The sequence below is a fragment of the Geothrix sp. SG200 genome (genome assembly GCF_022808935.1).
Lineage (GTDB): Bacteria > Acidobacteriota > Holophagae > Holophagales > Holophagaceae > Geothrix > Geothrix alkalitolerans.
Genome location: NZ_JAKZFR010000006.1, coordinates 229,307 through 241,683, shown reverse-complemented (window position 1 = coordinate 241,683; position 12,377 = coordinate 229,307). Strand labels below are relative to the sequence as shown.

The window sequence follows — 12,377 nt, the reverse complement described above, 5'->3', positions numbered from 1 at the left end:
AAACCCCAGGGGGTACTTGCTGGCATGATCAGCATCATGCGTTCCCGCATCCCGCTCCCGGAGGACCGCCCCTGGCGTGTGCTGGGCCTCATGTCCGGCACCAGCGCCGACGGCGTGGATGTGGCGGCGGTGGAGGTGGACCCCAGGGGCTTCGAAGCCGGGCGGCCCTTCCGCGCCCTCCTGGGCCATCGGGCGGAACCCTATTCCGAAGGACTGAAAACCGCAATCCTCGCAGCTGCCTCGAACCGACTGGCTCCCGCGGAGCTTTGCATCCTCCAGCGGCGCCTGGGGGACCACCACGCCCGTGCCGCGGCGGATCTCTGCGCCGGATTGAACCTGGTTCCCGACCTGGCTTCCCTTCACGGCCAGACTGTCCAACACCGGCCTGCGGAAGGTGCCACCCTCCAGTTGGCGGACCCCTACGTGCTGACTGAGGTACTGGGATGCCCTGTGGTGTGGGACCTTCGCCGCCGCGACATGGCCCTGGGCGGCCAGGGCGCTCCGCTGGTGCCCCTGCCCGAGCGTTGGCTGCGGGGTCCCGAACCCTGGCTGGCCCTGAACCTGGGCGGCATCGCCAACCTGGCCTACTGGGACGGCCACCGTCTCCAGGCCTGGGACACGGGTCCGGGCATGTCCCTCCTGGACCTCGCGGCCCGGCGCTGGCTCGGCCAGGCCTTCGATCCCGGAGGTGCCGCGGCCACCGGAACGGTGCACACCGGCCTGCTGGAACGGTGGCTGTCGCATCCGCACTTCCAGGCGGTGCCTCCCAAGTCCACCGGGCGGGAGGTCTTCGGCGACGCCTGGCTCGAGGCTGAAACCGGGAGACTGGAATCCCTTCCAATGGCGGATCGCTTGGCCACGCTCGCCGCCTTCAGCGCCGAGGCCGTGGCCCGCGAAGCGACGCGTCTGGCCCCGTTCACGCCGGATACCCGCGGCCTGGTGAGCGGCGGCGGGGCCCTGCACGGCCGCCTTCGCGCGGAGCTGGCCTCGCGCCTGCCGCTGCCTCTCGTAGACGACGCGGCCTTCCCCTCCGGCGCCCGGGAGGCCGTGAGCTGGGCCCTCCTGGGCGCGGCCAGCGCCCTGGGTCTGCCCGGGAACCTGCCGGAGGTGACCGGCGCCGCGCGGCCTGTGGCGCTCGGCAGCTGGGTCTGGCCGTGAGGCTCGCCCGCTGGGTCGACCACCTGCCTCTCTGGGTGGCCTTCGGCGCGGCCGTGTCCACGGACATCTACGAGCCCGGCGAGCTGGCGGTCATGGCCCTGCCCCTGGGGGCGGCGGCCGTGGTGGAGACCCTGCGCTGGGACCTGGGCCGGCACCAACGCTGGCTGGAGGTTGGTGCCCTGGTCTTCTTCCTGGCCGATCTCGCCCGGGGCCGAGGCATCTTCCCGGTGGCCATCCACACCCTGTTCGTGCTGGCTGGCATGAGGCTGATCCTGCCCAGAGGGCTGCCGCAGCGCCGCCAGCTGGTGCTCATGGGGTTCCTGCTCTTCCTCACGACGGCCGTCAGCACCACGGATCTGGTGTTCCTGGCCTGGGCCCTGCTCTGGCTGGGATCAGCCGCCGCCGCCCTGCTCCAGCAGAGCTGGGAGGGCTCCGCCAGCCTGCGCCGGGGCGTGCTCTCCCCGCCGCCCTATGCCCGCATCCCCGGCTGGATCGGCGCGACGCTGCTGATCGGCGCCGCCTTCTTCCTCATCCTTCCACGCCTCCAAGCCGGGTTTCGTCACGCGGCGTTCATGGGAACCGCGGCGGCCGCAGGCCGGGCGGGTTTCGGCGACCAGTTGGACCTGGCCGGCGGCGGCCCCATCGAACCCAATCCCGAGGTGGTCCTGCGCATCGCTCCGCCTTCCGGCACGGATCCGGCGACCGTGCCTGGATTGGACCTGTTGCGCGGCCTGGCCCTGGAGACGGTCCAGGGCCCGCGCTGGAGCGTCTGGGACCTGACACCCGCCGGTGGGAGAAGCCCCCAGGGTGGAGCCGGCGCCAGACAGGCGGAGTTCCTGTTCTATCCCAGCGCCCAGGGCATCCTCACCCTGCCCTACGGAACCACGGGTCTGGCCCCTGACACGCCCCTTCGCCGCGGGGGAGGGGGCAGCCTCCGCTGGCGGTTCCCCCGGACCAGCCCCATGCCCCTGGCGGTGACCTGGAGTCCGGGAAACGCCGGCCCGGCGGAGACGGTCCTGTCCTCCCGGCGGCTGGAGCACCTGCTTGAGTTGGGCCCCGAACATGAGGCCGCCCGGCGCTGGAGCCTGCGCCTGGCGCCGGGCATCCTGCCCACGCCGGAGCTGGCCCAGACCCTGGAGCGATCCCTGCGCGGATTCCGCTATACCTTGGACAATCCCTCCGGCCGGGCGGCAAATCCTCTGGAGGATTTCCTGGACCGCACCCAGGCTGGCCACTGCGAGTACTTCGCCTCGGCCATGGCCCTGATGCTGCGGGCCCGGGGCGTGCCCGCCCGGGTCGTGAACGGCTTCCGCCTGGGCCCCTGGATTCCCGAGGGCGGCTACTTCCGCGTGAGCCAGGACCAGGCTCACAGCTGGGTGGAGTACTGGGATCAGGGCCGCTGGCATGTGGCCGATCCCACGCCGGCCGCCGCGGGCCTGGATCCCCGGGAAGGTCCGCACAGCCTCGGCTTCCTCTCGCGCTGGCTCGACACGCTGCGCTACGAGTGGGACCGCCATGTGGTGCGATTCTCCGACCAGGACCAGGTGGCGGGCCTCTCCTGGATCCAGGCGCGGGTCCAGGGCTGGGAGTGGCGCTGGAAGGCTCCCCCCGCCCGCCTGTCCTGGGGCCTCGCCCTGGCGGCCGCCGCCTGGATCGCCTGGCGGACGCGGCGGCTCTGGCGACCCGCGCCAGCGGGCCCAGGAGCTGTCCGGGCCCTGCGTCCCCTGCTGGCCCGGACCCGGCGCGTGGCCGCCCCCTTGGCTGGAGAGACGGCCAGGGCGTGGCTGCTGCGGCTCGGCGCCCTGCGACCCGAGCGTTCCAGGGCCCTGATGGAGCTCGCCAACCGGGTGGATGCCGAGGCCTACGGCGGCCGGAACGGCGCGGCCTCCGCCCTGGCGAAGGCGGAGGCCGCGGCCTGGCGGAATTGGAAACGACCTAGCTCTTCGTGAACTTCTCGAAGGCCTTCATGAACTCCATGGGCAGCGGGAAGACGATGGTGCTGTTCTTCTCCGTGGCGATCTCCGCGAGGGTCTGCAGGTAGCGCATCTGGATGGCCGTGGGGTTCTCGCTGATCTTGTTGGCGGCCTCCAGGAGCTGCTGGCTGGCCATGAGCTCGCCCTGCGCGGCGATGATCTTCGCCCGCTTCTCGCGCTCCGCCTCGGCCTGCTTGCCCATGGCGCGCTGGATCTGCTCGGGCAGGTCCACGCTCTTCAGCTCCACACTGGTGACCTCGATGCCCCAGGGCTCGGTGGAGTGATCGATGATCTCCCGCAGGCGCTGGCTCAGCTTCTCGCGGTCCGCCAGCAGCTCGTCCAGCGTGACCTCGCCCAGGATGCTGCGCAGCGTGGTCTGGGCCATCTGGCTGGTGGCGTAGTAGTAGTTCTCCACGCCCACGATGGCCGCCTTGGGATCCAGCACCTTGAAGTAGACGACGGCGCTCACCTTCAGGCTCACGTTGTCGCGGGTGATGATATCCTGGCTGGGCACGTCCATCACGACGGTTCGCAGGCTGACGGTCACGGCCGTCTGGAAGGGCCGCCACACGAAGCAGAGGCCGGGACCCTTGGGCCGGTCCTCCACCTTGCCGAGGGTGAAGACCACCAGCCGCTCGTACTCGTTCACCACCTTGAGGCAGGCGAAGAAGTAGATCAGCAGGACGAGCGCGATCGGGCCGAAGCAGCCGAACGACGTGGCGAGGAGTTCTGGCATCGAGGACCTCCGGGGGGGATGCCCATCATGCCACCAGAGAAAGCCGGGAAAGACAACCCGCTTCTCGGCTATCCTTTGGGCGGTTTCTTCCAGGAGGGTGTATGAACGCGAAGATCCTGGCGCTCCTGCTCGCGGCCGGAACCGGCCTGATCGCCCAGTCCACCACCTTGAACGGAGGGCTGCAGGCGGGCCTCGGCTTCCCCGTCGGCGACTTCGCCGACAAGAAGGAGGGGGGCTACTACCTCGGCGCCAACCAGGGCCTCGGCGTCCACTTCGGGGGGCACATCGACTTCAACTTCACCCAGCACCACCAGATGCGCCTGGTCCTCAACGCGAACGGGTTCGCGAGCAAGGAGCAGACGATCTTCGGGAACACCCAGCAGAACCGGTTCGGCGTGGCCCAGTTCGGAGCCGACTACGTCTTCAACGCCATCTCGCCGTCCCTGGGAGGCTACTTCCTGGTGGGCCTGAACGTGAACAAGGTGAAGGCCACCTACGAACTCGCGGGGTTCCCGGATGTGGAGGCCAACCAGTCCGGCCGCATCGGCGTCCGCATCGGAGGGGGCTACACCTTCTCCCGCGTCTTCAGCCTCGAGGGTCACCTCAACAGCGTGTCGGTGGAGAAGAACGGGGCCGACGGCCTGGGCATGGACTCGATCAGCTGGCTCGCCGTGAGCGCCGTCTTCCGGTTCGGCCGATAGCCTATTTCCGAACGAAGGGATTGCTCGCCGCCTCTTCGCCCAGGGTAGTGGCGGGCCCGTGTCCCGGGATCACCAGCGTGGCGCCGTCCAGGACGTAGAGTTCGCGCCGGATGCTCTGCTCCAGCGCGTCCCAGTTCCCACCCCAGAGATCCGTGCGGCCTACGCCGCCCCGGAAGAGGGTATCGCCGGCCAGCAGCACCTGACCCATCTCGAAGGTGCCGTGGAAGCAGCAGGAACCCGGCGTGTGGCCCGGGGTGTGCAGGGTGTCGAGGTCCATGTGCCGGTCCCCGGCGTTCAGGCCTGTCATCTCGGGCTGAGGGATGGCCGGCATCCCGAACATCGACGTCTGCTGGGCCAGGGCCTCGATGAGGAAGGTATCGTCCCCGTGCAGGTGGGCGGGGCACTGCCAGAGGTCCTGCAGTTCCTTGGTGGCGCCCACGTGGTCGAAGTGGGCGTGGGTGTGCAGGAGGGCGGTCACCCGGAAGCCCAGGGCCTCCACGCGCTTCCGGATTTTCGCGCCGTCCCCGCCCGGGTCCACCACCACGCCCCGGCCGGTGTCGGGGTCCCACAGCAGAGAGCAGTTGCAGCCCAGCGGGCCCACGGGGAAGGTCTCGAGGTTCAGCATCCCCCCATTGTCCCAGATCCGCCCTCGCCGACAGCTGATAGCGGAGAGCTGACAGCTACACTGAACCGTGGCCGCCATCCGGAACAACCTCGACAAGTCTCCCGCCCTCCAGCGCAAGCTGTCGGACCTGCCCCTGCGTCCCGGGTGCTACCTCTACCGCGACCAGAAGGGGGCCCTGCTCTACATCGGCAAGGCCAAGGTGCTGCGGAACCGGGTGAAGTCCTACTTCCAGAACAAGCACCTGGACGCCAAGACCCGCCGCCTCGTGGCCCGCATCTGGGACCTGGAGTTCATCGTCTGCGAGACGGAGCTCGAGGCCCTGGTGCTGGAGAACAACCTCATCAACGAGCATCTGCCCCCCTTCAACATCCTGCTGCGCGACGACAAGAGCTACCCCTACGTGAAGCTCACCTGGAAGGAGGCGTTCCCCAAGGTCTTCGTCACGCGGAAGGTGCGGAAGGACGGCGGCCTCTACTACGGCCCCTTCTTCCCGGCCAGCACGGCCTACCGCACGGCGGAGCTGGTGTACCGCTTCTTCCAGATCCGCGACTGCGACATCGAGATCGACGGTAAGCGGGGCCGGGCCTGCCTGAAGTACCAGCTTCACCGCTGCACGGCCCCCTGCATCGCCGCCGTGAGCCAGGAGGCCTACCGGGAGCAGGCCAGGGAGGCGCGGCTGTTCCTCGAAGGCAAACGCGATGAGCTGAAGGCGCGGCTGGAGGCCGCCATGTGGAAGGCCGCGGAGGCCGCCGCCTTCGAGCAGGCCGCCCAGCACCGGGACGCCCTCCAGCAGGTGGATGCCTGGTTCACCCGCCAGAAAGCCGCCAGCCCGAACCTGGAGGACCTGGATGTGTACGGCAGCGCCGTGCTGGACGGCCGAGCCTGCGTCCACCGCCTCATGCTGCGGGACGGCCGCATGATGGGGCGCCAGGAGTATGTGCTGAATGAGGTCGAGACCTTCGACGGCGCTGTGCTGGCCCAGGTGCTCCAGCGCGTCTACAGCGCCGATCCCGTCCCCGGCCGCATCCTGGCGGAAGTGGAGCCGGAGGACGCCGAGCTCCTGCGGGACTGGCTGGGCGGCATGCGGGGCAGCCGTCCCCAGATCACCGTTCCAAAGAAGGGCGAGAAGGTGGACCTGCTGGCCATGGCCCAGGAGAACGCCCGCCTGGCCCTGGAGCGCAAGTTCGAGCCGGCGCGCCTCAACGAGGCCGTGCTCGAGGGCCTGCAGGCCTTCCTGGGCCTCAGCCACCTGCCCCGGCGCATGGAGTGCTTCGACATCAGCCACGGCCAAGGCCGCGAGGTGGTGGGCAGCTGCGTGGTGTTCACTGACGGCGCTCCCGACAAGGCCCGCTACCGACGCTTCAAGATGACCAACGAACAGAACGACGACTTCGCCAACATGCATGAGGCGGTGACGCGGCGCTACAAGCGGCTCCGGGACGAGGGACAGGCGTTCCCGGACCTGGTGCTCATCGACGGCGGCCTGGGCCAGCTCCATGCGGCGGAGGCCGCCTTGAAGGAACTGGGCATCGACCAGCTGGAGCTGGGCAGCCTCGCCAAGAAGGAGGAGCTGGTCTTCCGGCCAGGCTCCAGCGAGCCCCTGCGCATCCCCAAGTCCTCGCCCGTGCTGCAGCTGCTCCAGCGCATCCGGGACGAGGCCCACCGCTTCGCCATCACCTACCACCGGAACCTGCGGGCCAAGCGCACGCTCCAGACGGAGCTGACGCAGATCCCCGGCATCGGCCCTGCCACGGCGAAGAAGCTGCTCCAGGCCTTCGGCAGTGCCGCGCGAGTTCGCGAAGCCAGCGAGACAGACTTGGCGGCGGCGGTCGGCCCGGCCGCCACAGGCCGCATCGAGGCGTGGAGACGCGCGCAACCCCAGGGCAACGGCTGATTCCATCGACCCTGACGTCAGGTGGATTCCTCTCAACCAACATGGAAGAAGGCGCCTCTCTCCAGGTGTGCGGACCAGTCCGCACCTCCCCATGGAGGCACCCATGAAGACTCCCATCTGCCTGGCCGCGGCACTCGGCGCGGCCCTCGCCCTCTCGGCCCAGACACCTCAGAAGGACCAGACCCGCTCACAGACCCGTTCCCAGGCCCGGGATCAGGCACAGGCCCAGACCCGCGACCGGGACCAGACGCGGGACCAGACGCGAGACCAGACAAAGACCCGGGATCAGCTCCGCAAGCGCGATGGCAGCTGCGGCCAGGCGCTGGGCACGGGCCAGAGGTCCGGACGGGCGGCCGGCAGGGGTGGCCGGGGACGCTGAACGGCCGCACCATGATCGAACCTGACCACGCAGACCTGGAGCCCCGATGATGAAGCGTCCCGTCCTCCTCCTGCTGGCCTGCCTGGGGCTGTCTGCCCAGGAAGATCCGCTCGACTTCGACCTTCCCCAGCCCACCACCCTCACGCGCGTGGCCGTGGGCGGGTACGACCAGGCATTCTCCGATGGCTACGGCCGGTGGAAGGGCTGGACACTCGAAGGCACCATCTACCCCACCCGCGGCGGGCCCTGGCAGCTCGCCGCCGTGGGGTTCGATCGACCCGAGGGCAAAGGAACGCTCTTCTCCGCGGGCAAATACCTGCTCATCGGCAAGGCCTCATCGGTCTTCCTGGGCGTCAGCGGCGGCACCAACACGGACATTCTGCCGAGAGGGCGGGTGGACGTGGACTTCCACCTGGACGTCGCCCACGGTTGGAAGGTGGATCTGGCAGGCGCGCTCAGCCGCTTCGACGGGGACCAGGAGGTCCGGCTGCTCCAGGCGGGCCCCGGCTACCAGGGCCGGTCCTGGAGCGCCTCCGTGTGGTACCAGCGGCTCCAGTACGAACCCTACGGGGACTCCGATGGCGGCTGCATCCTGAACCTCAGGTTCGGCGGAAACGATTTCGACATGTGGCACAACCTGCGGCTGGCCTGGGGGCGGGGCATCATCGAAAGCACCGCCTCCGGGGGCGGCCTTGCCTCGACGACCACAGCCATGACCACGGGCGGAAGCGGATACGGAGGACGGTTCGGATATGGCGGCAGCGGGTCGTCCATGATGGGCGGCACGACGGGCGCCGCGACCTCCCTGCTTGGCGCCCGTCCCCAGGAGCGCCTCGCCAGCCTCTCGGGACACTGGCCGCTGAGCCCGTCCCTGGCCCTGAAGGCGGAAGCCACCTGGGGCGAAAAGGTCTCGACCTACCACTTCTGGGGCGGCAGCCTGCAGGTGGTGGTCACCTTCTGAGGCCTACTTCGCGGCCCCCATCTGGAGCCTGGAGAGATCCTCGCGGGCCGCGTCACTGCCTTTCTCCGCCGCCTGGCGGTACCAATGGAGGCCCTTCTCCCGGTCCTGCGGCACGTTGAGCCCGTAGTAGTACATCACGCCAAGCATCCGCATGGCATGGACGTCACCGGCCTGGGCCTGATCCATGTAGGCCCGGATTGCGTCCGGCGCACCCGCTTCCGGAACTCCACCCTGGGGCTTGGGTACCCCGATCTCCGGCCCCCGGGAGGACAGCAGGAGCGCCGCTCCCCCCAGCGCGAGGATGCCCCCGAAACCCAAGAGCAGCTTCCAGGTCCATGGCCGGGAAGCATTGGCCGGCGCGCCAGGCGCTTGCGTCTGCCCGGAGGTCCCGGCCTGGATGGAGATCTTCTGTGTTCGCTGGACCGGATCGGACGTCATGGGCAGGACCAGCTTGTGGGTCTGGTCCGGGGCGCCTTCCTGGCCTGGCCGCGTCTCGTGTTCACTCATGGCCCCCCCTGGCTCTCGACTGGCGACACTCAGGATAATGCCAGGCGGCTCACTTGCCGCCCCCGGGACCTGATTCCAGCGGTTTCGCCCAGTGGCGGAGCCGGGGGGCGAAGGCCAGGAACAGGAGCGGTGACAGCACGATGAATCCGAATACGTGCCGCGGGGCGTGGGCCCCCACCAGCAGCCAGTACACCAGTCCGTAGAGGCTGCTCAGCTCGAACAGCGCCGCGTAGAGGAGGGTTTCCCGGAGGACCACGCCGGCCTGCTGCCCAGCGGGAATCCCGGCAAAGGCCTTCAGCACCGCCCCGCGCCGCCAGAGCACCCAGGCGGCGGAGAAGAAGACCAGGCCGGTGAAGAGATGGCCCACCTGGAGATACGTCCCCTCCGGCGGATGGCTCCCGGGCGGCAGGAGACCGGACAGGATCAGGGCGCCGACGAGGATGGGCGTGCCGAGGCAGAGGGCCAATCCCACGAGGCGGGCTTGGCGGCAGGCCATCCGGAGGTGCTCGGGCGCCTCGATCACGCGGCCTCGGAGGCCTTGACGCGGATCTCCCCGAATGCCTCGCCCTGAACCAAGGAGATGCGGCCGGTCCGCACCAGCTCCAGAAGGGCCAGAAAGGTCAGCACCAGCTCCTCCCGGGTCCGCGCCGGGCCCAGCAGGCCCTGGAAGGGCTTCCACAGGCCATCCTGGAGATCGCGGAGCACCTCCATCACCCGCTGCTCCAGCGTCTTGGGCTGGGTCCGCACCTCCACCGGCGGCGGCGGGAGCAGGCGCTTGAGGGCCTCCCGGTAGGCGCCGAGCAGGTCGAACAGCGTGGCCCGGATGGGCTCGTCCTCCACGCGCTTGTGGTCCTCCAGGTCCAGGCCCGGGGCGAAGGCCACCTTCTGCCAGTCGGACTCGCGCTCGGACAGGGCCTGGGCCGCGGCCTTCACCTGCTGGTAGTCCAGCAGGCGCTGCACCAGCGCCTCGCGGGGATCCTCCTCTCCCGATTCCTGGGGCGGACGGGGCAGCATGAGCCGGGACTTGATCTGCAGCAGCTGGGCCGCCATGGCCACGAACTCCGCCGCGATCTCCAGGTTCAGCTCCTCCATGAGCTTGAGGTATTCCATGTACTGCCGCGTGACCTCCGCCATGGGCAGGTTCAGGATGTCCAGCTTCTGCTCGTGGATGAGGTGCAGAAGCAGGTCCAGCGGGCCTTCGAAGGCCGACAGATGGAGCGCAAGCCCCCGGAACTTCGTCTCGAAGCCCTTGGGAGGCTCGAAGGTTTTTGGAACCTCCGGCGCAGGCACACCTTCAGCCATGGATTCGGGAACTTCCTGGGGGGTGTCGGACATGGGGCCATTCTACCTCGCCAACGGGCGCCCTTGAGCGACAATGGAAAGCTATGGCCCGACCTCCTGTCCTCCCCGGCCCCCGCCCCGACTGGCTGAAGATCCGCGTGCCGGCGCCAGAGGTGGTGGCGGAGGTCGAGGGGCTCATCCGCGAGCAGCGGCTGGTGACGGTCTGCGAGGAGGCCCGCTGCCCCAACCTGCATGAGTGCTGGGGCGTCCACCGCACGGCCACCTTCATGCTCATGGGCGACGTCTGCACCCGGCACTGCGGCTTCTGCAATGTGGGCAAGGGCCGCCCGGGCGAGCTGGACCCGGAGGAGCCCCAGCGCGTGGCCGAAGCCGTCGCCCGCCTGGGCCTGAAGTTCGCGGTGGTCACCTCCGTGAACCGGGACGACCTTCCGGACGGGGGTTCCGCCCACTTCGCCGCCACCATCCAGTGGATCCGCACCCTGTCGCCCCACTGTGGGGTGGAGGTGCTCATCCCCGACTTCCGCGGCCGCGAGGCGGACCTGCTCACGGTGCTGGAGGCCCGGCCCGATGTGCTGAACCACAACGTCGAGACGGTGCCCCACCTCTACCGGCGGGTGCGGCCGGACGCCGACTACGCCCAGAGCCTCACGGTGCTGCGCCGGACAGCGGAGTGGCGTGATGTCCACGCCCCGGCCATGCGCGTGAAGAGCGGCATCATGGTGGGCCTGGGGGAGACGCCGGAGCAGGTGATCGAGCTGATGGCCGACTGGCGGCGCAGCCGCGTGGACATCGCCACCATCGGCCAGTATCTTCCCCCTTCGGAGCTGCACCTGCCCCTGGACCGCTTCGTGGAACCGGCCGAGTTCGACCTGTACCGCCGGAAGGGCCTGGAGATGGGCTTCCAGCGGGTGGAGTCCGCCCCGCTCGTGCGGTCCAGCTACCACGCGAAGGAGAGCTTCGAGGGCTAGGTCCCCGAAGCTCTCCCGACAGGCTTCTCCCCGCGGGCGCCGAGGCTCAGACCGGGGCGTGCTCGCCCTGGCCCAGGAACTGCTTCTCGAAGGTGGACCAATCCAGGGTGCCGGCGGCCAGAGGCGTCTCCGCGGTCCTGAAGCGGGTGATCTCTTCCTGGTACCAGTCGATGACGGGCTGCCCGATCTTGAGGGCCGCCAGCTCGCCGGCCAGGTCGCTGGGCGTCATAAGGCAGACCCAGCCGCGATCGTAGGGGCTGTGCATGAGGTCGGAAGGCGAGGAGAGAAGGCCCTCATTGTGGTGCTCGACGCTGCCGCTGAGCGGCGCGGCCACGTGAACTTCGCCGGAGGCGCCCTTCAGGGTGAACAGGATGTCGCCTTTCCGCACGGTCTTCCCCCGTTCTGGAAGCACCACGCCCTTCACCGAGCCGAGGGCCTTCCGCACGAAGTCGTCGATGCCCACGCGGACCTGCCCCTCGGGCTCGATGCGCACCCAGGCGTGGCCCGTGGACAGGAACGCGCCGCCGGGCACGCAGAACTCGCTGGCGGACAGGACCTCGGCCATCTCCGGCGCCACCACGCGCACGTTCGGGCGTCGCTGCGCCTCGAGGCGGGCCTCCCGCTTGATGAGGATCTTCTTCGCGAACTCGGCCAGTTCGTCGGCCGTGAAGGGCTTCTGGACGTACTCGCAGGCCCCGAACTGGAGGGTCTGCACGGCGGTGTCGATGCTGCCGTAGCCGGTGATCACCACCACGTCCAGGTCTGGCCGGAGATGCTTGGCCGCCTTCACCACGTCCACGCCATCCATGTCCGGCATCTTGAGGTCTGTGAAGAGGAAGTCGTAGTCGTGGCGCTGGATCAGGCCCAGGGCTTCGGGGCCGTGCTCGACGGTGTCCACGCTGAAGCCTTCGAGCACCAGGATCCGCCGGAAGGAGTCGAGCACCACGCCCTCATCGTCCACCGCCAGGATCCTGGCCTTGGGATTGGGAACCTCCACGCGCTTCAGGCTCTTGGCTTCGTAGGTGAAGTCGAGGTGGATGGCGGTGTTCAGCACCGCTTCCCGGGCCTGACGCTCACGCTTCTCCCGCATGCGGCGGAGGCTCGTGCGCACCAGGAAGTCGATGCCCACGAAGGCGACGAACATGAAAAGGATCAGCAGGGCGGTCATGGGAA

The 12,377-nt window shown here is 69.3% G+C and carries 13 protein-coding genes; 7 read left to right on the top strand and 6 right to left on the bottom strand.

Annotation, left to right across the window (positions count from 1 at the left end; genetic code table 11):
• The first annotated feature begins 36 nt into the window (after window positions 1-36).
• On the top strand, window positions 37-1,158 hold the full coding sequence (locus ML539_RS13120; RefSeq protein WP_243324537.1) for an anhydro-N-acetylmuramic acid kinase: 1,122 nt from the start codon (window positions 37-39) through the stop codon (window positions 1,156-1,158).
• Window positions 1,155-3,107 (top strand): transglutaminase domain-containing protein, encoded by a 1,953-nt coding sequence (locus tag ML539_RS13115; RefSeq protein ID WP_243324535.1) that lies wholly within the window; start codon window positions 1,155-1,157, stop codon window positions 3,105-3,107. The genes ML539_RS13120 and ML539_RS13115 overlap by 4 nt, the downstream gene beginning before the upstream one ends.
• On the opposite strand, the gene ML539_RS13110 is transcribed toward ML539_RS13115, so the two are convergent.
• Window positions 3,094-3,867 (bottom strand): slipin family protein, encoded by a 774-nt coding sequence (locus tag ML539_RS13110; protein ID WP_243324533.1) that lies wholly within the window; start codon window positions 3,865-3,867, stop codon window positions 3,094-3,096. The two genes, ML539_RS13115 and ML539_RS13110, sit on opposite strands and share 14 nt — an antisense overlap.
• Window positions 3,868-3,968: 101 nt before the next feature.
• Between ML539_RS13110 and ML539_RS13105 the strand changes: the two genes are divergently transcribed.
• Complete coding sequence (locus ML539_RS13105) at window positions 3,969-4,568, top strand: hypothetical protein (protein WP_243324524.1); 600 nt, start codon at window positions 3,969-3,971, stop codon at window positions 4,566-4,568.
• Window position 4,569: 1 nt separating this feature from the next.
• Here the strand turns inward: ML539_RS13105 and ML539_RS13100 are convergent, their stop codons facing one another.
• Window positions 4,570-5,193 carry an MBL fold metallo-hydrolase gene (locus ML539_RS13100; RefSeq protein ID WP_243324523.1) on the bottom strand — a complete coding sequence of 208 codons (624 nt, stop codon included), beginning with the start codon at window positions 5,191-5,193 and terminating at the stop codon, window positions 4,570-4,572.
• Between the two features lie 67 nt (window positions 5,194-5,260).
• Here ML539_RS13100 and uvrC point away from each other — a divergent pair, with 67 nt between their 5' ends.
• From uvrC to ML539_RS13085, 3 genes are all read left to right on the top strand, one after another.
• Window positions 5,261-7,087, top strand: a complete 1,827-nt coding sequence (uvrC, locus tag ML539_RS13095; RefSeq protein ID WP_243324521.1) for an excinuclease ABC subunit UvrC — start codon at window positions 5,261-5,263, stop codon at window positions 7,085-7,087.
• Between the two features lie 103 nt (window positions 7,088-7,190).
• Entirely contained in the window at window positions 7,191-7,466 is a 276-nt protein-coding gene (locus ML539_RS13090; protein WP_243324520.1) for a hypothetical protein, read from the top strand.
• A 49-nt stretch (window positions 7,467-7,515) separates the two neighbouring features.
• Window positions 7,516-8,427, top strand: a complete 912-nt coding sequence (locus tag ML539_RS13085) for a YaiO family outer membrane beta-barrel protein (RefSeq protein WP_243324518.1) — start codon at window positions 7,516-7,518, stop codon at window positions 8,425-8,427.
• A gap of 3 nt (window positions 8,428-8,430) precedes the next feature.
• Here ML539_RS13085 and ML539_RS13080 read toward each other — a convergent pair whose 3' ends face one another.
• From ML539_RS13080 to ML539_RS13070, 3 genes are read right to left on the bottom strand one after another with little or no spacing between them, the layout of a single operon-like run.
• Window positions 8,431-8,934 carry an SEL1-like repeat protein gene (locus tag ML539_RS13080; RefSeq protein ID WP_243324516.1) on the bottom strand — a complete coding sequence of 168 codons (504 nt, stop codon included), beginning with the start codon at window positions 8,932-8,934 and terminating at the stop codon, window positions 8,431-8,433.
• Window positions 8,935-8,983: 49 nt separating this feature from the next.
• The gene (locus tag ML539_RS13075; RefSeq protein ID WP_243324515.1) at window positions 8,984-9,457 is read right to left on the bottom strand and encodes a hypothetical protein; all 474 of its coding nucleotides are present in this window, start codon (window positions 9,455-9,457) and stop codon (window positions 8,984-8,986) included.
• A complete protein-coding gene (locus ML539_RS13070; protein ID WP_243324513.1) occupies window positions 9,454-10,269 on the bottom strand; it encodes a segregation/condensation protein A in 816 nt (271 codons plus the stop codon). The genes ML539_RS13075 and ML539_RS13070 overlap by 4 nt, the downstream gene beginning before the upstream one ends.
• A 50-nt stretch (window positions 10,270-10,319) precedes the next feature.
• Between ML539_RS13070 and lipA the strand changes: the two genes are divergently transcribed.
• Entirely contained in the window at window positions 10,320-11,204 is an 885-nt protein-coding gene (gene lipA, locus ML539_RS13065; protein WP_243324511.1) for a lipoyl synthase, read from the top strand.
• Between the two features lie 46 nt (window positions 11,205-11,250).
• Here the strand turns inward: lipA and ML539_RS13060 are convergent, their stop codons facing one another.
• Window positions 11,251-12,372: a response regulator gene (locus ML539_RS13060; protein WP_243324509.1), complete on the bottom strand. Its 1,122-nt coding sequence runs from the start codon at window positions 12,370-12,372 to the stop codon at window positions 11,251-11,253.
• Window positions 12,373-12,377 lie beyond the last annotated feature (5 nt).